The sequence below is a fragment of the Candidatus Peribacteraceae bacterium genome (genome assembly GCA_041661065.1).
GTDB lineage: Bacteria > Patescibacteriota > Gracilibacteria > Peribacterales > Peribacteraceae > CAIKAD01.
The window spans coordinates 149,887-172,273 of the sequence record JBAZVD010000001.1 but is presented as its reverse complement, the minus strand read 5'-3'; the positions used below and the strand labels follow the sequence as shown (position 1 = coordinate 172,273).

The following is a 22,387-nucleotide window of genomic DNA, read 5'->3' as shown; positions in this document are numbered from 1 at the left end:
AACCAAGGAAACCGAAGAAACCGAGGAAACCGAGGAAGCATGCCTCAATACTCCGCGAGCAGGTACCGATCAGTTGGATCCGGATTCCTCCGTTTCCGGTATTGAATGTGATTTCGCCAGGATCTTATTCCAAGTATTGGCAATACTGTCTTGAGAGACCGAAGGCGATTGTTCCTTCGCCAGGATCTTATTCAAAGCATCATCGGCAATACTGTTCCGATAGGTAGATGGGAGAGGAGGGTGGCGAAGCAGACGCATATCACAAGCTCGGACGATACTTCTCAGCTGTGGGCGGCGCTCAACGTACGCCCGAACGATGTTCCGAATCACGCGGCCACGATATCTTTTCCTGTACCCGGTTACCGCAGCATCCTGAACAGGCGCAGCCTCAGGTGTTCCGTCGCTCGTGACTGGCCGATGAAGACTCGCTTGTTCACGCGCCACTGCTTCCGGATACGCCTCTTTCAGAGCAAGATTGAGGATCTCTATTGCATCGAGATCCTGCCTTTCTCGCACGATGCGTTGGAAGATTCTCAGTACCTCATCCCCGTACTCTCTCGGAATAGCCTCTTCGTAAGCCTTCACCAGATTATCCTTATCTGCGGTATATTCAGGATTTTCTGACATGGGAGCATGTTGTCATTATCGGATTATTGGGTCAAGAGGAGGCGGAATGTGGATGCGCAATCCTGGAAAGCGTTGCCGCATGCTTGCTTTGCACCCGCATAGTGGCTTCCAAGTCTTCCTGCAACGCTTGACGGTGCAAGCGGGCGTCCTCAAACCCTTCCTGCACAACAATGGCAAGATTCGTTATCTTCGCGTCCAGGCGTTGCTCAACACGATCTATCTTCTGGTCGAGGCCCTCGATCTTTCCATCAAGGCCCTCGATCTTCTGCTCAAGACCGTTCCGCATCGCCTGTATGTGATCCAGTAGCATCTTGTTGGTGATCTCTTCGGCCATAGGCAACGAATAGTAGGGAAGACGAAAAGTGGAAGCAAGCGGTCCTCGCCACCGCTGCATGCACCCTTCGACAACGATGTTGCACGCATACTGGCTGCAAAGTAGAATGAACAATACGCGATATATTCCACTTCTCCTCCTTGATCCATGGAACCCCATTCCCTCCCATTCGAGAAGAAGTCTGAAACTCTTCTTGGGCATAACCATACAACACAATCCCAGGCGGCTCAGATGCAAGGAGTGACAGAGACACTGGAGATGATCCGCTGCTCTTCATTGGGCGACGCGCTGGCCTCGAAAGCGAAGGAGTTGATGGCAAGCGGGAAAGCCCAGGGGCTTCCCTTTCTCCAATTAGTCCAGGAAGCCGAGCGCGCTCTTTTCGCCGAGCAATCTCGTTCATGGCGTGCGTTTGACCAGATGCAAACCGATAGTCACATCATCATGACGGAAGAGCCGTAAGATAAACGCCCCCAATCCTCCGCAAAAACGCCAATCCCACAAGCCAATCTCCCATCACCTATTGACCGTGGACATCCGTACACCTATGATGGTGGACGATTGTCCCCTCTCCCCCCTATGGCCGATATCACGCCCCACCAACGGACCGTTCTCAGCTACATACGGGAATTCCAGACCAAGCGCGGGTACTCACCCTCGCTCGCGGATCTGGCCATCGCCTTCGGCGTGCGCAGCAAGAACGCCATCGCCAAGGTGGTCAACGCCCTCACGCGGGGCGGGCACATAGAGAAGGACCCCAAGGGCCGCATCAAGATTCTGGAGCAGGAGGGTACGGGCTTCGCGCCGCTCACGCTCCCCCTCTTCGGCCCCATCGCCGCCGGCTTCGCGGCCCCCGTGGAGGAGCAGGCGGAGGAGACGGTGACGCTGGATGATTACCTGGTGCGTGACAAGGCCGCCACCTTCCTCCTGCGGGTGAAAGGGGACAGCATGATCGACGCGAGCATCAATGAAGGCGACATGGTGATCGTGGAGCGCGGTGCGGAGCCGCGCGTGGGAGATATCGTGGTGGGGGTGCTGGACGGCGAATTCACTCTCAAGCGGCTCATGAAGGAGAAGGGGAAGTTCTACCTGCAGGCGGAGAATGCCAAGTATCCGGATCTGTATGCCTTGGAGGAATTGAAAGTAGCGGGGGTGGTCCGTGGGCTCATCCGCAAGTACTGACGACGCGCCTTTTTCGCTTATCCGTTTACTCGCTTATTCGAGGAAACCTCAGGGGCACGCTTGCGAACGAATAAACCAATAAACGAATCAACGAATACACGATACCTATGATCGCCCACATCGACGCCGACTCCTTCTTTGCGTCCGTCCTCGTCCGGCAGAATCCTTCCTTGAAGGGCAAACCGCTCCTCGCCCTGGGCATGGGGGGAGGCTGCGTGATTGCCGCAAGCTACGAAGCCAAGGCCATGGGCGTAAAGACGGGCATGCGGGTGAAGGACGCGCTGGCGCTCGTCCCCCACGCCCTCCGCCTCCCCTCCGACTTCCGCGAGACAGGCCTGGCCTCGCAACAGATTGAATCCGTGCTCCGGGAGACGTTCCCCGTGGCGGAACAGATGTCCATTGACGAGTGGTTCGTAGATTTGCGGATGCTCCCCGGAGGTGTTCCCCCGGCACGCTCGCTCGCGAGCGACGTGCCCCCGTCCACTTCCCTGGAGACATTCGGAAGGGGTGTACGGTCGGCTGTCCTCCGCCGCACCGGCCTCTCCGTCTCCGTCGGCATTGCCCCCAGCAAGCTCCTGGCCAAAATGGCGAGCGAGTACAGGAAGCCTGGAGGGATAACGATCGTTACTCCGGAAGGAAGCTGTCATTTCCAATTTTACATTTCCAATTTTTCATTCCTGAAAGACCGCCCCGCCGCCGCCATCCCCGGCATCGGACCCCGCCGCATCGCTCACTGCGAATCCAACGGGTGGCTCACGGCGTGGGACGTGGCCCAAGCGCCAACCGAGGAGCTCAGGAAGCTCTTCGGGAGGCCGGGCGTGGAAATGCAGCGGGAACTGCTGGGGGAGAGGGTCTATCCCGTACGGGAGGACACCGACCCGCAACAATCCATCTCCCGCGCCCGCAGCTTCCCCGCCTCAGGCTCCGGGGACCTTCTGTGGGCTCATATGCTCCGTCATCTGGAATACGCCGTCCTTAAGATGCGGCGCATGCGGCAGGCGGCCAGGGGCCTCTCCGTATGGCTCCGGGACGCCTCCTACGCGTACAAGAGCACCCACTGCCCCCTCCCCCGACCCCTGGAGACGGAGGAGACGCTGCAGCCCTTCCTGCGCCGATGCTTCAAAGAACTGTACGAACACAACGGGAAGTACACGCAGGCGGGCTTGGCGCTGTGGAAGCTCACACCCGGCGGCACCCGCCAGTTCTCGTTGTTTGAGGACCCTCAGCACGTCCTGCGCGAGGAGAACCTGCAAGGTTCCTTGGATGAGCTCCACGAACGTTTCGGGCGCAACGCTGTGACAAGAGGATCGGCGATGCGGGTGAAGAGCACGACGAAGAAGGGATTAGGGATGCCGATCTACGAATAATGTACTTATCATCTTTGCCACCTTTTCCGGCGAAAAGGTGGCGCCAAACGCCTGCGCGCCGAACTCCCCCCGCTCGGCCCTGTGCCTCCTCGTCAGCCCCTGCAAGGTTTCGGGGCTGACTCGTCGGCAGGCCATGTCGAAGCAGGGCCTTCCCCTTCACCCCCCGCGGCGCGCAACCCCCTCCCCATATAGAAAGTATATGAAGAATCGTTTAACGCTCTATTGTTTTCAACCTCTCTCCTAATTTCTCCACCTTCTCCTTCATCGTACGCACTTTCTCCCTCTCCCCTTCCACCACCTGCGCCGGCGCACGCGTGACGAAATCTTGATTGTTGAGCCGCTGCTCCGTGGAAGCGATGATCTGCTCCAGGCGCTCCTTCTCCTTGGCCAACCTTATCCCTTCCTTCTCCAGGTCTATCAAACCCTCCAGGGAAAGATGGACTTCGATATCCGGAAGGAACGCAGAGACGACGTTGGGGAGCTTCTTGAATTCCTTTTCGATGGTAAGTTCTCCCACACGCGCGAGCCTCTTGATATGGCTCGCTTGTTCTCCCAGGAGTTTTGTGTACACATTTGTGTACACTGTGACGTTCACCGTTCTCCCCGCCTCCACGTTCTGCTCGCTCCTCATTTTCCGCACGGCGGTAATGACGTCGATGAGCACCTGCAGTTCCTGCTGTGCCGCGGCGTCCTGGAGCTTCTTCACCGCCTCCGGCCACGGCTCCTTGATGAGCATCCCCGCCTCCGCCGGCTTCACCTGCCCCCACAGCTCCTCCGTGACGAAGGGCACGTAGGGATGGAGGAGGATGAGTAGCGTACGGAGGACATGGACGAGAACGGCGGGATTCGCCTCGCCTTTGGAGAGCTCCAGGTACCAGTCACAGAAGTAATCCCACACGAAACCGTAGAGCCTATCCCCCGCTTCGCTCAGCCGGTATTCCTGCAGGCTCTCCGTGACATCCGCAATGAGATCCTGCAAGGCAGACAGGATCGCCCGATCCGCCAACGACAAATCGGCTGACCGCTGAAAACTGACCGCTGAAGGCTCTGTCTTCGCCTGCTCGCACTGCATGAGGACGAACCGCGACGCATTCCACATCTTGTTGATGAAGTTCCTGTACCCGGCGATCTTCTCTTCATACAGCCGCGAATCGGCGCCGGGGCTTTGGCCGACGATCATGCTCAGGCGGAGGGCGTCCGCCCCGTACTTGGGGATGATATCCAACGGGTCAATCATCGTCTCGGGATCGGATTTGCTCATCTTCTTCCCCTCCCGGGTGCGGATGAGGCCATGCAGGTAGACCGTTTCGAAGGGGATATCTCCCGTGGCGTACGTGGTCATGAGGATCATGCGGGCCACCCAGAAGAAGAGGATGTCGTAGCCCGTCTCCATCACCTGCGTGGGGTGGAACTTTTGGAAGTCCGGACTCTTCTTGAGCAAATCGTCGAGGGAAAGGTCGTACTGATCGGCCAGGGCGGGATCCACGAGCGTGCTCCAGGTCCACAGGCCCGAGGAGAACCACGTATCGAGCGTATCGGAGTCCTGCATCCATCCTTTACCCTGCGGGGGACGCACCCCGACGTGCATATCCGCGGATCCCTCGGCTTTCCGGTACCACACCGGCACGCGATGTCCCCAGTAGATCTGGCGGCTGATGCACCAATCGCGGAGGTTATCGATCCAGTGGAAGTACTCCTTCTCGAACCGGTCGGGGATGATTTTGATCAGCTTGGTACGCACCACCTCCTGCATGATCTGCTTAAGGCTGAGCTTCTTCCTCTTCCAAGTGACGACGGGCTTGTTGACATCGATGAACCACTGCTCCTTGATCTGCGGCTCCACCAAGCCCTTGCCGCGGTAACTCACGGCCACGCGGTGGACGTAGTCCTCATCCGTCTTGACCCATAATCCCTTCTCTTTGAGCTTCTCCACCACCTTGGGGCGGGCTTCCCCGATGGGAAGGCCTGCAAACTCCCCGGCGATGGGGAGCAGCCGGCCGTCGAACCCGATGATCTGCTCCTTCTGGAGGCCGTGGCGCTCGGCGAGGTCGAAATCCACGTGGTCGTGCCAGGGGGTGATGGTCATCACGCCGGTGCCGAAGGCGGGGTCGATCACCTTATCCTTGATGACGGTGGCCTTGACGGGGCCGTTGATCCACTCCGCCGTAAAGGTATCGCCGTCCTTGTACTGCCTGTAGCGCTCGTCCTCGGGGTGCATCACCACGTATTTGTCGCCGAACTTGGTTTCGGGACGGGCGGTACTGATTTGGAAGGGGCCATACCGGAACGTGTAGAGCGGCGCCTTCTCTTCGATGTACTCGATCTCATCATCCGAGACGGTCGTCTGCATCTTGGGATCCCAATTGACGATCCTGTGCCCCCGGTAGATCAAGCCGTCCTCGTACATCTTCACGAACACCTCGTTCACGCAGCGGTTGAGGATGGGGTCCATGGTGTAGCGCTCCCGCGACCAGTCGCAACTCGCGCCCATCTTGCGGATCTGAGAGCGGATCGTATTCTGGCTCTTGGAGACGAAATCCGCGATCCTGCGCACCAGCTCCTCCCTTCCCAGCGATGCCCGCGGGTCGGGAATCCCCTCCTCCTCCCGGATCTTCCTGATCACCACGCTCTCCGTGGCGATGGCCGCGTGGTCCGTGCCGGGCAGCCACAGCGCCTCCTTGCCGCGCATGCGCGCAAACCGGATGAAGATGTCCTCCAGCGCGAGCATGACCGCGTGGCCCAGGTGGAGCTGCCCCGTGGCGTTGGGCGGCGGCATGCTGATGGCGAAGGGTTCCTTCTTGCTGCTCACGTCCGCCGTAAACGCCCCGCTCCCCTCCCACATCGCGTAGATGCGGTCTTCCACGGCCTTTGGATCATATGCCTTGGACAAAGACATCGGCGGGAGTGTACTACAGGAAGACGCGAACTCGAACATTGTTCAGGGGAGCGGGAGGAGTATTGACGGAACGTCAAAGATTGTGGACTATACTGCCAATGCTCCACGGTGGGGCAGGCGACGGATTGCGGTCCGTCGATGCCGTCTTACGAGGCCGCGCGCATAAGGAATCCTACATATGCGCAAGCTACTCATCGCCCCAACGATCACGTAGCGACCAATAAGAAACAGTCGTTACGAGTTGGGCAAGCCGCTGTTCGCAAGGACAGCGGCTTCTCTGTGGCTGGGCACAAGTACGCCATTGACGGAACGTCAAAGATTGTGGACAATGCTGCCAATGCCCAACGGTTTGGGCAGGCGGCGGACTGCGGTCCGTCGGTTCCGTCTTACGAGGCCGCGCACATGGAGGACACTTCCATGCGCAAATGTCTCTGGTGGACTTCTCGCGGGAGCCCTCGCAAAAGCCGAAGCGAGAAGAAGAAGATTGAGAAGGCCCGATGAAACACGACAAGACGGATGCAAAGGTTGCTCCACCCAGTGGAGCACGGCGGTGAGCATCGCTCACCGCGATAAACCCAGGGGGGATCACTCGGATCCCCCCTCTTGCTATGGGAAATTGTTCCTCGATTGGGTTTCCCCCTCACCCTCTACCCCCCTCTCCCTCCGCACCAGGAAGCATCGCGCTTCGACGGGGCAAGAGTGAGTGTTCGATGTACGCCATGCCCGCAGGGAGAGGGGGCACACTCTTCGTCTTCGGAGACCTTCCTGTGAAGCCGTACGCCCCTCTCCAGTTTCGCTCTGCGAAACTGGAGAGGGGTTGGGGGTGAGGTATAAAAAAACGACCGCCGTTTCGGGCGGTCATTTCAATGGATGAAAGAACGGGGACTTTCCTTGCGCCTTTCGGCGCGAAAGCTGCGGAAGACTACAGAAGGGAACCTACCTATGCAAGAGATTTTTTACTCGTCTTCTTGCTCCCCCCTTCTCCGGATCCATCGTATACTGCTGACTCCCCTATGCACACCATCTCTTCCACCGTCGGCATGCAGGAACGGCATCTCCTCTTCTACAAATCGAGCACAGAGCGCCTGTGGGATGTACGCAAGGACTACTTTCCGGAGGGAAAGAAGCTCGACGGGGTGGAAACCGTCACGCATGCAGTGGGGTTGGGCATGCACTTCTTCCAGAACACGATCCAATCGCTCGTCGAAGATGGCGTCCGCAAAGTGGAAGGGCGTACGGATCCCGTACCGCCCCTCGAAGGGGATTTCGCGCGTGTACGGGAAGATGTGCGGGAAGGCCTCAAGAACATCGGGAAGGGACACATCGGCTCCGCTGCGGTAAAGCTCTTCAATACCATTGGTGATGTGATCCCGGACAGCACGGATTTTCTCATCGGGGTGCGGCACGGAAAAGGATCATCATCCGCCGCCGCATGATGGCTGTTCCAGATGGGTCGGATTCCTATGATTCCTTGGTTTCTTCGGATTCCTCGGATTCCTCCCCAAAAACACCCAATTATTCTATAATGCTCATGAACTTTCATGCCCACCTTCGATTTCCGGTGCCGGGATTGTTCCGCCACGTTCGAGTTCGAACGGCCGTTCGGCAGCAAAGCGAAGCCCGCCTGCCCCGTCTGTAAGAGCAAGAAGACGGAGAAGATGCTCACGCCGCCCGCCATCCAATTCAAGGGGAAGGGGTTCTATAAGACAGACAGCCGCCCCCGCCCTCCAACCAATGCCCCCGCTTCCACCCCCAATGGGACGAAGGAAAAGGGGAAGACGGAGCCGGCGCCCAAGAAAACGGAACCGGCGTGCGGCGGGGATGGCGCCGCCTGCCCCGCCGTGGCGTCCTGATCACCGATTATTAACCCTCGAGGGAGGCGGGCAGGGCCCGTACTGCTGCGTGGAGGGACAGAAGATTTCTGTCATGCAGAAGGCGGAACAGCCGTCCCGGCTGACGCGGGCCCCGTCATCGCATTGCTCCCCGGGGTCGAGGCGGTTATTGCCGCACAGGTTCTCCTTGCGGCACTGGGGCGAGCAACCGTCATCGGCCACGCTGTTCCCGTCGTCGCACTGCTCCATGCCTTCCTGCTCGTGATCACCGCAGACGGGGAGAAGGCAATCGTTGCCACAACGGTCGTTGTCGTTCTGGTTCTTGTCGTCGCACCCCTCGCTCGTCTGCTCCACTCCATCCCCGCAGAACTCCTCATAGCACTCGGAGTTGCACCCGTCATTGTTCTCGGTGTTCCCGTCATCGCAGCTCTCCCCATACTGCACCCAGGCATCCCCGCAGAGCGCTGCCCGTTCGATGCGGCATGCACGGCTGCATCCGTCGCCATCCGCCGCGTTGCCGTCGTCACACCCTTCGCGGGCATCCACAATCCTGTTCCCGCACCGCTCGATGATGCAGCTTCCCGAGCACCTGTCCCCCGATAACGTATTCCCATCATCGCACTGCTCCTTGCCCTCCTTCTTGCCGTTCCCGCACCGCTCCACTTGGCACGTCCTGCTGCAACCGTCACCGTCCACGCGGTTCCCGTCGTCGCACTGCTCCGCGCTCTGCCTGCGCCCATCCCCGCAGCCTTCCAGCCGGCAGCGGGATGAACACCCATCCCCGTTCCTGATGTTGCCGTCATCGCACTCTTCCATCCTGTACGTCAGCACGTTATCCCCGCACCGAGTCCCCAGGGGGACGGGATTGATGCTGTCGTATCCCAAGAGCAATGCGGTACTCCGCGTGAGGAGGGAGAGGGATGACAGGGCGAGGACCGCCGCCGCGAGGAGGAGGAGACGATGTGGCGCGCCGGCAATGCGGGAGAGCGGAGGGAACATCAGCGTGCAACAGAGGAATTCTTGCAGCGTTCCCCGGGTTTGCAGCGCGCCTCACGGAGGCAACGCGCAGTGCAGCCGTCGTTGTCCACGTTGTTCCCGTCATCGCACATTTCCGGCGCCTCCACCTTGCCGTTGCCGCACAATTCCGAACGGCAGCCGGACGTGCAGCCGTCGCCGTCCACCCTGTTCCCGTCATCGCAGTCCTCGCTGCGGTCCAACCGCCCGTTGCCGCACACGTTCTCGGTGGTGCAGCTCATGGAACAGCCGTCCCCCGAAACGCCGTTGCCGTCGTCGCACTCCTCCCCTCCCCCCACCATACCGTCGCCGCACACGGGTGTGCGGCAGTCGTTCCCGCAGAAGTCATTGTTGACCTTGTCCCCGTCGTCGCACTGTTCGCTCCACTGCCGGATCCCGTCCCCGCACCATTCCGTGCGGCAGGTGGCGGAGCAGCCGTCGTTGCTGTGGGGGTTGCCGTCGTCGCACTGCTCGTGGAAGTCAACGACGCCGTTGCCGCAGACCACCGTTTCCAGGATGCAGAACGTGGAACACCCGTCGCCGTCCAGCAGGTTGCCGTCGTCGCACTGCTCGCCGCCGTCTTCGCGGCCGTTGCCGCACGCTTCGGTGACGCAGCGGCTGGTGCAGCCGTCCCCGCTCCCGATGTTGCCGTCGTCGCATTCCTCGTTCTTCTGGGTGATGGCATCCCCGCAGAATTCCCTCCTGCAGGAAGCGGAGCAGCCGTCGCCGTCCCGGGAATTCCGGTCATCGCACTGCTCGTAGCGGCTGATCTTGCCGTCCCCGCAGTACTCCCGCATGCACAGGCGGGAGCAGCCGTCGCCGTCGCGCACGTTGCCGTCCTCGCACTCCTCGGGCGCCACCACCATGTTGTCGCCGCACGCGGCCGGAGGGGCGGACCGATGGCGTCCCAGCGCCCCTACGTACTCCGCTCCCCCCGCGGTAACCACGGTGAAGAGGGCGAGCGCGGAAGCCGCGAACGCCAAAGATAAGGTATACGTGCGGGGAGTGAAGTGGATCATAACTAGTATTATACAACTCTTTTGTAGTTTTGTTAACTGGTACTTTATGGCTTAGATAACCGTGAAAGAACGACCAATAACCAAGTACCAATGACCAAAGTGCTTCGTTGCAGCTTTGGTCATTGATCATGAATCCTTGGTTCTTGGTCCTGTTGTCATCTCCTCGGTCCCCTTCCCCCGAATCCGCCTCCGGGACGTCCCCCGCGGGGAGGCCCGCTGAAGGGGCGGGGCGGCGGCATACCGGCCGGCGGCTCCGTCATCTGGCGAAGGGAGAGGCGCGTCTTGCCGTCCATGGGGTCGTACTCGATGACTTTGGCCTCCAGTTCCTGCCCCATCTTGAGCACATCCTCCACCTGCTCGGTGCGCTTCCACTGGAGTTCGCTGATGTGGATCATGCCGTCCTTGCCGGGCAGGAACTCCACGATGGCTCCCACGCCCGCGATGATGCGTATCACCTTGCCCTTGTACACCTTCCCCACCTCCGGCTTCTCCACGATGCCGGCGATCCAGGCCTTGGCCTTCTGCATGGCCTCGCCGTTGACGGAGGTGATGAAGATGAGGCCGCTGTCCTCGATGTCGATCTCCACGCCCAGCTCGCCCGTGATCTTCTGGATGGTCTCCCCGCCCTTGCCGATGACCAGGCGGATGTCTTCGGGATCGATCTGGATGGTCTCGATGCGGGGCGCGAACGGCGAGAGCTCCTTGCGCGGCTCAGGCAGCGCCTTGAGCATCACCTCCAACACCTGCGCGCGGCCTTTCTTGGCGCGCTCCAGCGCCTCCGCGAACACGGCGTCCGGCAAACCCTTGATCTTGATGTCCATCTGGATGGCGGTGACGCCGCGCTCCGTGCCCGTGACCTTGAAATCCATGTCCCCGCCGAAATCCTCTTCATCCTGCAGGTCCGTGAGGATCACGTACTTGTTCTTGGCTTCGTCGGAGATGAGCCCCAGGGCGATGGCCGAAACGGGGGCGGCGATGGGGACGCCCGCCGCCATGAGGGCCAGCGTGGAACCGCACGTGGCGGCCATGGAGGAAGAACCGTTGCTGGAGAGGATCTCCGTGACGGTGCGGATGGTGTAAGGGAAGTCCTCTTCCTTGGGGAGGAGGGGCAGGAGCGCCCGCTGCGCCAGGTTGCCGTGCCCGATCTCGCGGTTGCCCACGAAGAGCCTGTTGCTCGTTTCGCCCACGGAGAACGGCGGGAAGTTGTAGTGATGGAAGTACCGCAGCTTGTGCTCGCCTTCCATGCCCTCCACGATCTGCTTGTCGCCGGGCGCGCCCAGCGTGCAGGTGGTGAGGCACTGCGTCTCGCCGCGCTCGAAGAGCACGGACCCGTGCACGCGGCGCGGGAGGACGTCCACCGTGGCGGCCAGGGGGCGGATCTCCTCCACCTTCCGTCCGCTCATGCGCACCCCTTCCTCCAGGACGAGGCGGCGCATCTCCGCTTTGACGATCTTGTCCACGAAGACCTTGCCGTTGGCGTAGAGCTTCTGCAGCTCCTCCGGCACGATCTGGCCGGCGGGGGCGGGGTACTTCCCCTTGAGCTTCTCTTCAGATTTGACCATGAGGTCCGTAAACACCGCGCGGCGCGCGTTCTTGGCCATGGGCTTCTTGATGGCGTCGGTGACGACGGGGAGGGCCCATTCCTTGAGGAAGCTGTAGGCTTCCTCATGGGTGAAGGGCGGCGCGGCCTCGAACTTCTTCTTGCCGATCTCCTTCTGGACGTCCGCGAAGAACTTGGCGATCTTCTGCGCCCACTTCTTGCCGAACTCGATGGCGCGCAGCACGTCCGCCTCCGGCACCTGGTTGGCCCCCGCCTCGATCATCACCACACGCTCCAGGGACGCCGTGAGGAACATGTCCAAATCCGATTTTGTCCGCGCCTCGCGGGAGGGGTTGAGCACCAGTTCCCCGCCGATCAAGCCGATGCGGACGGAACCCAGGGGGCCGTCGGAGGGGCAATCGGAGAGGGCGACGGCGAGGTTGGCCGCGTTGGCCGAGGCCACGTCGTGCTCGTTCTCAAAGTCGTAGCTCAGCACCGTGCAGAACACCTGGATGTCGCGGTGGAAGTGCTTGGGGAACATGGGGCGCAGACCGCGGTCGATTTGGCGCGCCAGGAGCACGTAGTCGTCGGAGGGGCGGCCTTCGCGCTTGCGGAAGCGGCTCCCGGCGATGACCCCGCCCGCGTAGTACTTCTCCTGGTACACCACCTGGAGCGGCAGGAAATCCACTCCGGCCCGCTCGGTGGCGGACACGGTGCAGTTGCCGAGCGCGATGGTATCGCCCATTTGGCACAGCACGGAAGCGTTCGCCTGGTTGGCGAGGGCGCCCATGCGCACGGTGAGCTGTTTGTCCCCGAGCTCAAGGGAGAACTCGCGCTGGGGCGAGAGGAAGTTCTGGTCGGACATAGAAAGGGGGGAAGGGCTGGATCTTCCCCAAGGGGGAAGGACGCCTTCCGTCAGCAGGGTCCCCGCTTCAATTTGGATTCACACCTGAGCTTTCGTGGCTGCATGCGGGAGCCTGACGAAGGATCGGACGTAAACCCAATCCCCTTGGAGAAGGGGAAAAACGGGAGACGGAGATGAGGGAAAGAACGCAAGGAAAGTGTACAGCGGGCGGATGGGAAAGGGAAGGGCTCCTGCCGCTTCAAGCCTGATTTTTCATCCCGCCAAACAACCACCAGCGGCGGCGGGATTGCTCCTGTTTTTCCCCTGTCAAACGCTCCCAGTAAAGGTTGAACACTCCCCTCTCTCCCTGCGTCCTGCCGGAGGTATTCGGATAATACACGGCCGGGAGACCCGCGGCATCCATGGCATCCTCCAACGGCGGATGGGGCTGTTCTACCCGGCACACGCCTTCGTCCGAGGTGAAGAAATGCGCCACGGGCTTGTCACTCGCTCCCTGTTCAACCCGCAGGGCTTGAGGACATTCTTGAGCGAGCTGACGGAATTTCCCCGGTTCCCCTACGACGATGATGCGCGCATTCCCTCCCTCCTGCAGCAACCTCTGGAGCATCAACCGGAACTCCTCTTCGAGGGTATGGAGAATGCGGTCGCTTCCCGTCACCATTTCGAATCGCGAGTGCGTCCTGAGCAGCGCCGCCCTGGTATATCCGATGGCGGACATGATATTGCCGTGAGGAATACCTACGCGCAGAGGCTGCGACTCGTGGCCAAACAAGCCCCTGGGAACCTCCACACGCGCCTGTCCTACAACCCTGGCCATCTCCCTAAATTGGTCGGTGAGCGGCTCCTTGTACCTGCGCACCAGTGCTTCCGTTTCCCCAATCGTCGGTGATGCCTCAATGATGGACATGGGCAAAAGACTACCCTTCCGGGAAAGGACCGCAATTGGATCACTTCTTCAACCCGTGCTTCTCCAGCGCTTCCTGGTACTGGTCCGGCTTGTTCATGCGGAGGTAGAGGAGCAGTTTTCGGCGCTGGGCGACCTTGCCCAGAAGCCCGCGGCGCGCGGAGTGGTCCTTCTTATGCTCCTGCAAATGCTTGGTGAGAAGCTGGATCTCCTTGGTTAAAATGGCAATCTGGACCTGGGGCGAGCCCGTGTCCTTATTGTGCAGACGGTGCTTGGTGATGAGGGTCTTCTTCGTGGAACGCTTGATCGCCATAAGCGGGTGCAGGGGAATAAACCGCCGCGCCTCCCGAGCGTCTCCACGAGACGACTGAGGAAGCGAGAACGGATTGCAATTTTACTCAAGGTTTCGGAAAATGCAAGAGAAAATCCCGTTTGGCTTCGGCAAGGGAAAACAAAAGTACCACGGAAAGAAGCAGACGTACCACCCCACACTTCCCCATTCCCGAAAGTGAACATCCGTGCACCGGAGGCTAGGATGCATACCCTTATGGAAATCGCAACGTTCATCATCGGCTTCCTCATCGGCATCGCCGCGGGCGGAGCAGCCATCTACTTCTCCCTCCGCAAATCATCGCAGGATGCCCAAGCGGTGGCGGAGCTGATATCGGCTAGGGTGATAACCAAGCAGACGGAGCACATCCTGCAACTTGCCGAAACCAAGCTGAGCGGAAAGAAGGAGCTCATCGACGGTTCCCTCAAGGCCGTGAAGGATGATCTGGACCGCGTGGAGCGGCTCATGCGCTCCATCGGCGACGGCAACGTGAAGATCGATACGCGGCTGGGCGATGCCGCCAAAGTGATCAAGGAACTCTCGGATACCACCGGCAACCTGCGCAATGCGCTCACGAGCAACAGCAACCGCGGGCAGTGGGGAGAGCGCATGGCGGAAGACGTGTTGCGCATCGCCGGCTTGGTGGAGGGGATCAACTACATCAAGCAGAAGAAGATCGCCTCCGTGGGTTCCAAGCCGGATTTCACCTTCATGCTCCCGCAGAACCTGACGCTGAACATGGACGTCAAATTCCCCTTCAACAATTACCAGCTGTATGCGGAGGCGAAGACGGAGGAGGAACGGGAGAAACACAAGAAAGCCTTCCTCAAGGATGTGAAGAACCGCGTCAAGGAAATCCAAACCCGCGATTACATCAACCCCGAGGAGCACACCGTTGACTATGTCCTTCTCTTCATCCCCAACGAGCAGATCTTCTCCTTCATCAACGAGATCGACCGTTCGCTCGTGGACGAGGCGATGAAAGGCAAGACCATCCTCTGCTCCCCACTTAGCCTGTACGCCATCCTCGCCGTGATCCGGCAGTCCATCGATAATTTCTCCGTGGAGAACAAATCACAGGAGATGCTCACGGTGCTCGGCGGCTTCAAGCAGCAGTGGGAGAAGTTCAAGGAGCAGATGGAAACGGTGCAGGACCGGTTCGACCTGGTGCATAAAGGTTACGAGGAACTCACGGGCACCCGCGAGCGCCAGCTGGACCGGCAGCTCACCAAACTGGAGGAACTGCGCGTGGACCGCGGCATCACCTCCGGGACCATAGAGGAGACGTTCGAACGGGTGTCAGCCAAGCATGCGCTCGGGGCCGGAGAATGAACCCACGGTGGATGCGGTCAGACTGCGCGTGGAGGAATTTGCCACATCACTCCTCTCCAAAGAGGAGGACAGGGAAGAACGATGCAGATAGAATAGCCGCCCATGCCCGACCGCGACCCCATCCTCCACGCCCTCAACGAGCCGCAGCGGCAAGCCGTGGTGAACATCAAGGGGCCTGCGCTGATCCTTGCGGGCGCGGGGAGCGGCAAGACCAAAGCCCTCACCCACCGGATCGCGCACATGATGCGGGAGGGCATTCCGCCGTGGCAGATACTGGCGGTGACGTTCACGAACAAAGCAGCCGGCGAGATGAAGGAGAGAATAACAAATCTTCTTCAGATTACCGCCCTCACCCCCCAGCCCCCTCTCCCGCCGGGAGAGGGGGGGATACACGGGGCGGGACGTCTCCCCGTGATGGGCACGTTCCATTCGATCTGCGCCCGCATCCTGCGCCGGGAGATCGAGAAATTGGGGCGGGACCGTTCCTTCGTGATCTACGACGCGGATGACCAGGAGAAGCTGATGAAGGGGGTGCTCAAAGAGATGCGCGTGGACGAGAAGGAACTCAAGCCCAAAGCGGCGCTGGGATACGTGGGGCGGTTCAAGTGCGAGGCGATCTCCCCCAAGGACGCCATGGCGCAGGCGACCACGCCGCGGATGCAGAGCGTGATCATGGCGTACGCCGCCTACCAATCCGCCCTCCGGAAGGCGAATGCGCTGGACTTCGACGACCTGATTTTGGAGACGGTGCGCCTCTTTACGGAGCTGCCGGAAGTGCTGGACCGCTACCAGGAGACGTGGCGCTACCTCCACGTGGACGAGTACCAGGATACGAACCACGCGCAGTACCTGTTCATCTCCCTCCTGGCGCAGAAGTACCGCAACCTGTGCGTGATCGGCGACCCGGACCAGAGCATCTACGCGTTCCGCGGCGCGGACATCCGCAATATCCTGGAATTCGAGGAGGAGTACCCGGACGCGCTGCGCATCAAGCTGGAGCAGAACTACCGCTCCACGCAGGTGGTGCTGAGCGCGGCCAACGCCGTGATCAAGGCCAACCCGAACCGTCCGGAGAAGGAGATGTGGAGCGCGCGCAAGGAGGGGCCGCACGTAGTGGTCCACGAGGTGCGCGACGAGAAGAAGGAGGCGGAGGAGGCCGTGCTGGCGGCGGAGAAGATGAAGGCGGACGGCGTGCCGTTCAACGAGCAGGTGATCCTCTACCGCACCAACGCCCAGTCCCGCCTGTTCGAGGAAGCCTGCATGCGGCGCGGGGTCCCCTACCGCATCATCGGCGGCGTCAAATTCTACGCGCGGCGCGAGGTGAAGGACGTGCTCGCCTACCTGCACGTATTCCTCAACACGGCCGACACCCTCTCGCTCCTCCGCATCATCAACGTCCCCGCCCGCAAGATCGGCCAGACCACGCTGGGCCACATGCAGGCCTTCGCCGCGCAGAACCGCCTCTCCCTGTGGCAGACGCTCGAGAGGGTGGAGGAGATCGGGGCGCTCCCGGAGGGCGTCCAAGGCCGCATCCGCTCCTTCGTGACGCTGGTAGAGAAGTACCGGACGCTCAAGGAGACCCTCACGGTTTCGCAGCTCACGCTGCGGCTGCTGGGGGATATCGGCATGGAGAAGTGGCTCAAGGACGGCACGGAAGAAGGCGAAGAGCGGTGGGGCAACGTGCAGGAATTGGTCTCGGTGACGAACAAGTACGACGCCCTGGACCCGCAGACGTCGCTCGTAAGCTTTTTGGAGGAAGTGTCGCTCGTTTCCGAGGTGGACAAGCTGAACGAGATCAAGGACGACGCCCTCACCCTCATGACGCTCCACCTGTGCAAGGGGCTGGAGTTCGAGCACGTGATGGTGGGCGGGTGCGAGGAGGGAGTGTTCCCCCATTCATCCAGCCTCTTCGACCGCGAGCAGCTGGAGGAGGAACGACGCCTGATGTACGTGGGCATGACGCGCGCCAAGACGCACCTGCACCTGTTCCTCACGCGCAGCCGCATGCTCTACGGCACCACCATGGCCAACGCCCCCAGCCGCTTCCTGGATGACCTGCCCGACGGCGTCACGGAGCGCCGCAGCGACGAACTCCTCTCCGCCTTCGCGTGGGCCACGGAGAGCGGCGTCCAACGGGCAACGGCGAAGCATTTGGAACCGTTCCGCCAGCATGAAGTGGACGCCGCCTTCAACCAGGACCTTTCCTTCGCGGATGACGTGAACCAGGACCATCCGCAGTACGAACGGGGCACCCGCGTGCGCCACCCTTCCTTCGGGGAGGGGAAGATCGTGGCGAAGCGCGGGGACGTGGTCACCATCCAGTTCGACAACGGCAAGCGCAAGGACTTCGCCCTCAGCATCGCGCCGCTGCAGATCATCGGATAAGCAAAACGCCGGCTTGCCACCCCCCCCATGGAATGTGACAAAAGAAAATGAACGAGCGAGTCACAACCTTGAGCAGACTGCCTTTCCATGACAAGCTCCATCCATGAACGAGCTCCGCGACGAGGTCACGCGCTTCCTCCACCATCACGGCCTCCGTTTGAACACGGACCTGGGCCAGCACTTCCTGGTGGATGAGACGGCGCTGGCGCTCATCGTGGAAGCGGCGGGGATCACGGAGGAAGACCGCATCGTGGAGATCGGTCCGGGCATCGGGGTCTTGACCCGGGAACTGGCCAGGCGGGCCGGCAAAGTCTCCGCCGTGGAACTGGACGAGAGGATGCTGCCGCTCCTCAAGAGTTTCCTCTCGGGGGAAGGGAAGGAGCTTCTGACCAAGGTGACGGTGACGCGGGGTAATGCGCTCCATACCCCCCTTCCCGCTGATCCGTACAAGATCGTCGCCAACATCCCCTACCACATCACCTCTCCACTGCTGCGCCACGTCTTCCTGGAATCGCAGGCGCCGCCGACGACGATGACGCTCCTGATCCAGAAGGAGGTGGCGGAGACGATCTGCGACGGGAGGAATGCCGGGATCCTGACCATCCTCGTCGGCCTCTTCGGCACGCCCCGGTACGTGGGTACCGTGGGGCGGGAGGCCTTTTTGCCTCCCCCGAAGGTGGATTCCGCCATCCTCCATGTGGAGTGCTTCGCACGGCCCCTCGCGGAGCCGGCGGTGGTGGAGAAGATCTTCACGCTCACCAAAACCGGCTTCGGGCAGAAGAGGAAGATGCTCCGCAACACCCTGGGCAAACTGCCGGAGGGAATGGAGAAACTGAAGGGGATAGGGATTGATCCGGAGAGGAGACCGCAGACCCTGACCGTTGGAGAGTGGATACGATTGGCAGAGGTGATGTGAAGGGGGCGTTCTGCCCGTGCATGGAACGGCTTTCGTGGCTCACCCTCCTTCCATACCGCGTCCCCTTGCAAGTTTCTGGAAATTTCACCCTCGCTACAGCGGTGGCGAAGACGCATCCTGGTACCCATGCGCCGCTCCCTCCTCGCTTACGCGTTCCTGCTCTCCTTCCTCACCGCCGTGTTCCTGCTCCAATGGCAACAGGGGCTGGCTTTGCAGGGTGGTCTTTGGATCCTCCTCTCCCTCGGCCTGTGCGCCGCCGCGCTTTCGCTCTTCCCACGGTACCGTCTCGCCCTCCCCGCGCTCGCTTCGCTCCTGGGAATAGTCTGCGCATGCGCCGCCGTCGCCCGCATCACCCTCCCCTCGCCGCCGGAACACGTCTCCCGCATAACGGACCGATCCGCAGTGGTCCTCACGGGAACCGTGACCGATGAGCCGGACCGGCGCCCTTCCCTCACGCACTACGCCGTGAGCGTGGAGCGCATCCGCACGGGGTCCGGCACGGTGCGGGCCGCGCGGGGCACGGTCCTGGTGCGGGATACGCAGGGATGGCCGCGGTACCGCTACGGGGACCGCCTGCTCGTGCGGGGGACGCTGCGGAAACCCTGGACCATCAACGAATTCCGCTACGACCGTTACCTGGAACTGCAGGGCATCAGCGCCCTGGTCACCTCGGCGGAGCTGGAGCAGCCCGCCGCAGCCCCCGGGGAACGGACGGGGAGAGGAGGCTTGCCGCTCCTGGGCGCCCTGTACGCCCTCAAGGAGAAGTTCGAGCAGCGGATAGGGCAGATACAGCCGGAACCCCACGCCTCGTTCCTGGCCGGCCTCCTCACGGGTTCCCGCAGGAGCATCCCCAATGACGTACAGGAGGATTTCCAGGTGACGGGCCTCACACACATCCTGGCCATCTCCGGCTACAACGTGACCATCATCCTCGCCCTCTTCGGCGGGCTGCTCTTCTGGTTGCCCTTGCGGGCGCGCTTCCTCCCCTCCCTCGCCGCCCTGCTGGCCTTCACGCTCTTCACGGGGGCCAGCGCCTCGGTGGTGCGCGCGGCCATCATGGGCGCGCTGGGGTTGCTGGCGCTGCAGACGGGGAGGAAAGCGGAGGTGCGCCTCCTCATCCTGTGGACGGCATTCGTGATGCTGCTGTGGAAGCCGCAGTACCTGTGGTGGGACGCGGGCTTCCAACTCTCCTTCCTGGCCATCGTGGGCTTGGCGGAAACGGGAACGCTGCTCCTCCCCCTCACGCGCTTCTTCCCTTCCGTGCTCGGCATACGGGAAAGTTTGACCGCCACCCTCTCGGCGCAGGTCTTCACGCTCCCCTGGATCCTCTTCCTGTTCCACCGCGTCTCCCTCGTCTCCCCCATCGCCAACCTCCTCGTCGCCCCCCTCCTCCCCCTCGCCATGCTCCTGGGCTTCCTGAGCGTGTGTGTGAGCGCGGTGTCCTTCCCCCTGGGCCAGGCGGTGGGATACGGCGCCTGGGGGGTGCTGGAACTGATCCTCCGCATCACCCATGCCCTGGCCTCGCTGCCCTCCGCCTCCCTCTCCGCCTCGCTGGGGCTGGGGTCGCTGGCGCTCCTCTACGGGGTGTTCGTCGCCCTGCTCGTTTGGAAAAACCGGCCACTCTATCCGCCCCCCCCTCCCCCGGGGGAGAGGGCAGGGTGAGGGGGAAAGCTCTGTAAGAAAATCTTCCACCCCCCGTCAACATTTGCAGCCGGGATTATGGGCGGACTCCGCAAGGGGCCGCCTTTAATAGTATGTCCCCTCAGGAGAACGCGGCGTAGGCATACACGATGACGCTCGTGAACACGATGGTAGCGGCCGCGACACTGAGGAAGAAGGCGGGGAATTCCATAACGGATCGGTTGCGTGGTGCAGGCATAATCAGGAGGAAAGGGAAGTGCATCTTTGAGACGCACCGCCACTCCACGCGTTACCGATTGCCGTTGCCTTGGATACAAATGTGATTCGGGATTATTCAATAACCCTCGGCACTTTCCCTACGGAGTGAGATGAAGCACGTGCCGGAAACCACCCAAGCGTCCGTGCGGTATTCCAGGAAGAGGCCTTGCTCGCTTTGGATGTCCCGGGAGTGAGCGTCATCCATGGGTTTGTCCTGGAAACGAATGAACGGCCGACCGGGAAACCTCTCCATGCGCGGTTCAAAGGAAGTTTCCGAGGCGGTGTCCGGGATGTCGTCCGAGGAATCATCGTGCGCACGGAGCAAACGCTCAAGGATATCGATGAAGGAAGGAGAGGCCGGCTGGTCCTCCCCGCCATCGCGCCGGGGCAGGTCGTGGGGAATGCGTGACATGGGAATGGGAGAAAGTACCTTCAATGATGAGCTGTGCGTTTTTTGTGACGGAAGAACGAGGAGGCTCTTACGGAACTCCCGTGGGCACGGGGATATCAACCTCGACGGAATCGGAAAAGATGCCGGTGATAGGGAAGATTCCGCAAATAGGGGGATGCCGACGATGCCGACGAACATCGTTATTCCATGCTCAGAGCATCTGCATAAGAATCCTCGGACTCTTCGGAATCGTCGGACTCCTCACTCCTTCCACTCTTCCACCGTCACCGTGACCGCCAGTTCCTTCCCCGCCCGCGACACTTTGAGGGTTATCTTGTCACCCGGCGCCTTTGTTTGGATGAGGCGGAGGAGCGAAACCGTAGGGAGGAGCTTCTTGCCGTCCACTTCCAAGATGATGTCCCCTTCCTTGAGCCCCGCCTTGTCGGCGGGAGAGCCCGGCAGAACGGCCATATCTTCGGCGGTTTCCCCGCGCACCACCAGCGCACCATAGTCGTACGTGATGTTGTTCTTCCGCTTCACTTCCTCCGTCACCGGCGCGTACCGGACACCCAGATACGGCCGCACGATGCGCCCGTACTGCAGATAACTGGCCACGACCCTCCGCAGCTCGGCGGCCGGGATGGCGAAGCCGATGTTCTGGGCGCTGGCCGCCACCGCCGTGCTCATGCCGATCACCTCGCCGCGGGAGTTGAGGAGCGGCCCGCCCGAGTTCCCCCGGTTGATGGCCGCATCCGTCTGGATGATCTCTTCCAGCTGCTCCACGGCTCCGCCCGGGGCGCCGCCCGCCGTGATGGAACGCTGCAGGCCGGAAACCACCCCCACGCTCACCGTATTGCGGAATTCCCCCAGTGCATTGCCGATGGCGATGGCCGTCTGCCCCAGCCGGAGCTGATCGTCGGGCGCCACCGTGAGCGGCGTGAAGCCGCTCCCCTGCACCTTGAGGAGCGCGATGTCGTTGGTGGCGTCCCGCGCCACCGCCGTGGCGGGCAGCTTGCGCCCGTCGTTGAGGAGCACCGTGTACTCCGCCTTGTCATCCTCCACCACATGCTTATTGGTGAGCAGGAGGCCATCCTCCGTGACGAAGAACGCCGTGCCGCCCCCCACCTCCTGCTTCTGCGTCCCCCGCTGCACGTACCGGGGCACCTGGAGCTCCGTGCCGCCGAAGAAATCCCCGAACGGCGAGGGAATGGTCTGCATCTCCCGCTCGATCACCGGCAATTCTTCCGTGATGATCACGCTCACCACGGCGGGCTCGGCTTTCTCCACCACGCTGACGGTCTGTTCCTCGTTGGAAGAAGGGAGAAGGCCGGGAAGCGAAGGTGGTGCGGGGAGTTGCCCCTCCGCAACGGAAGAGGAACTGGAAGCGCTGCCGGCGAAGGGATTCCAGAAGCTCCATTCCGCATTCCCCACGCTCACAATGAGGAGGGACGCGGCGAGGGAAACGGTGCCGATGGTGAAGAGCAGGCGGGAGGTGAGCGGTTTCATAGGAGAGGGAGAATTGTACGGTTCTGTTCTTCCGAGGGTCAACGAATCTG

At 61.4% G+C, this 22,387-nt stretch carries 19 protein-coding genes; 9 read left to right on the top strand and 10 right to left on the bottom strand.

Translation table 11 applies throughout. The annotated features are described in order from the left end of the window. Positions 1-69: 69 nt before the first annotated feature. Both WC698_00570 and WC698_00565 read right to left on the bottom strand, forming a co-directional pair. The gene (locus tag WC698_00570; GenBank protein ID MFA6038748.1) at positions 70-627 is read right to left on the bottom strand and encodes a hypothetical protein; all 558 of its coding nucleotides are present in this window, start codon (positions 625-627) and stop codon (positions 70-72) included. A gap of 31 nt (positions 628-658) precedes the next feature. Further along, on the bottom strand, positions 659-961 hold the full coding sequence (locus WC698_00565) for a hypothetical protein (GenBank protein MFA6038747.1): 303 nt from the start codon (positions 959-961) through the stop codon (positions 659-661). A gap of 231 nt (positions 962-1,192) precedes the next feature. On the opposite strand from WC698_00565, the gene WC698_00560 reads away from it, so the two are divergent. The 3 genes from WC698_00560 (at position 1,193) to WC698_00550 (ending at position 3,507) form a co-directional block, all read left to right on the top strand. Next, on the top strand, positions 1,193-1,420 hold the full coding sequence (locus WC698_00560; protein MFA6038746.1) for a hypothetical protein: 228 nt from the start codon (positions 1,193-1,195) through the stop codon (positions 1,418-1,420). 117 nt (positions 1,421-1,537) lie between these two features. After that, a complete protein-coding gene (lexA, locus tag WC698_00555; protein MFA6038745.1) occupies positions 1,538-2,140 on the top strand; it encodes a transcriptional repressor LexA in 603 nt (200 codons plus the stop codon). 107 nt (positions 2,141-2,247) lie between these two features. Next, complete coding sequence (locus tag WC698_00550) at positions 2,248-3,507, top strand: hypothetical protein (GenBank protein ID MFA6038744.1); 1,260 nt, start codon at positions 2,248-2,250, stop codon at positions 3,505-3,507. Between the two features lie 211 nt (positions 3,508-3,718). Here the strand turns inward: WC698_00550 and WC698_00545 are convergent, their stop codons facing one another. Then, positions 3,719-6,403, bottom strand: a complete 2,685-nt coding sequence (locus WC698_00545) for a valine--tRNA ligase (protein ID MFA6038743.1) — start codon at positions 6,401-6,403, stop codon at positions 3,719-3,721. Between the two features lie 1,013 nt (positions 6,404-7,416). Between WC698_00545 and WC698_00540 the strand changes: the two genes are divergently transcribed. Further along, entirely contained in the window at positions 7,417-7,839 is a 423-nt protein-coding gene (locus WC698_00540; protein ID MFA6038742.1) for a hypothetical protein, read from the top strand. A 105-nt stretch (positions 7,840-7,944) separates the two neighbouring features. Then, the gene (locus WC698_00535; GenBank protein ID MFA6038741.1) at positions 7,945-8,256 is read left to right on the top strand and encodes a zinc ribbon domain-containing protein; all 312 of its coding nucleotides are present in this window, start codon (positions 7,945-7,947) and stop codon (positions 8,254-8,256) included. Here WC698_00535 and WC698_00530 read toward each other — a convergent pair whose 3' ends face one another. From WC698_00530 to rpsO, 5 genes are all read right to left on the bottom strand, one after another. Beyond that, the gene (locus WC698_00530; GenBank protein MFA6038740.1) at positions 8,257-9,234 is read right to left on the bottom strand and encodes a DUF4215 domain-containing protein; all 978 of its coding nucleotides are present in this window, start codon (positions 9,232-9,234) and stop codon (positions 8,257-8,259) included. Further along, a complete protein-coding gene (locus WC698_00525) occupies positions 9,234-10,268 on the bottom strand; it encodes a DUF4215 domain-containing protein (protein MFA6038739.1) in 1,035 nt (344 codons plus the stop codon). The genes WC698_00530 and WC698_00525 overlap by 1 nt, the downstream gene beginning before the upstream one ends. Before the next feature lie 155 nt (positions 10,269-10,423). Next, positions 10,424-12,673: a polyribonucleotide nucleotidyltransferase gene (locus WC698_00520; GenBank protein MFA6038738.1), complete on the bottom strand. Its 2,250-nt coding sequence runs from the start codon at positions 12,671-12,673 to the stop codon at positions 10,424-10,426. Positions 12,674-12,911: 238 nt separating this feature from the next. Next, a complete protein-coding gene (locus WC698_00515; GenBank protein ID MFA6038737.1) occupies positions 12,912-13,580 on the bottom strand; it encodes a hypothetical protein in 669 nt (222 codons plus the stop codon). Positions 13,581-13,620: 40 nt separating this feature from the next. Continuing rightward, positions 13,621-13,890: a 30S ribosomal protein S15 gene (gene rpsO / locus WC698_00510; protein ID MFA6038736.1), complete on the bottom strand. Its 270-nt coding sequence runs from the start codon at positions 13,888-13,890 to the stop codon at positions 13,621-13,623. A gap of 234 nt (positions 13,891-14,124) precedes the next feature. Between rpsO and WC698_00505 the strand changes: the two genes are divergently transcribed. From WC698_00505 to WC698_00490, 4 genes are all read left to right on the top strand, one after another. After that, positions 14,125-15,240: a DNA recombination protein RmuC gene (locus WC698_00505; GenBank protein ID MFA6038735.1), complete on the top strand. Its 1,116-nt coding sequence runs from the start codon at positions 14,125-14,127 to the stop codon at positions 15,238-15,240. Between the two features lie 102 nt (positions 15,241-15,342). Next, positions 15,343-17,625 (top strand): UvrD-helicase domain-containing protein, encoded by a 2,283-nt coding sequence (locus WC698_00500; GenBank protein ID MFA6038734.1) that lies wholly within the window; start codon positions 15,343-15,345, stop codon positions 17,623-17,625. 103 nt (positions 17,626-17,728) lie between these two features. Continuing rightward, a complete protein-coding gene (rsmA, locus tag WC698_00495; protein ID MFA6038733.1) occupies positions 17,729-18,541 on the top strand; it encodes a 16S rRNA (adenine(1518)-N(6)/adenine(1519)-N(6))-dimethyltransferase RsmA in 813 nt (270 codons plus the stop codon). A 126-nt stretch (positions 18,542-18,667) separates the two neighbouring features. Beyond that, positions 18,668-20,203: a ComEC/Rec2 family competence protein gene (locus WC698_00490; protein ID MFA6038732.1), complete on the top strand. Its 1,536-nt coding sequence runs from the start codon at positions 18,668-18,670 to the stop codon at positions 20,201-20,203. Between the two features lie 313 nt (positions 20,204-20,516). Here WC698_00490 and WC698_00485 read toward each other — a convergent pair whose 3' ends face one another. Together WC698_00485 and WC698_00480 are read right to left on the bottom strand one after the other, a co-directional pair. Further along, positions 20,517-20,852: a hypothetical protein gene (locus WC698_00485; GenBank protein ID MFA6038731.1), complete on the bottom strand. Its 336-nt coding sequence runs from the start codon at positions 20,850-20,852 to the stop codon at positions 20,517-20,519. Between the two features lie 240 nt (positions 20,853-21,092). Continuing rightward, on the bottom strand, positions 21,093-22,337 hold the full coding sequence (locus WC698_00480) for a trypsin-like peptidase domain-containing protein (protein MFA6038730.1): 1,245 nt from the start codon (positions 22,335-22,337) through the stop codon (positions 21,093-21,095). Between the last annotated feature and the right edge of the window lie 50 nt (positions 22,338-22,387).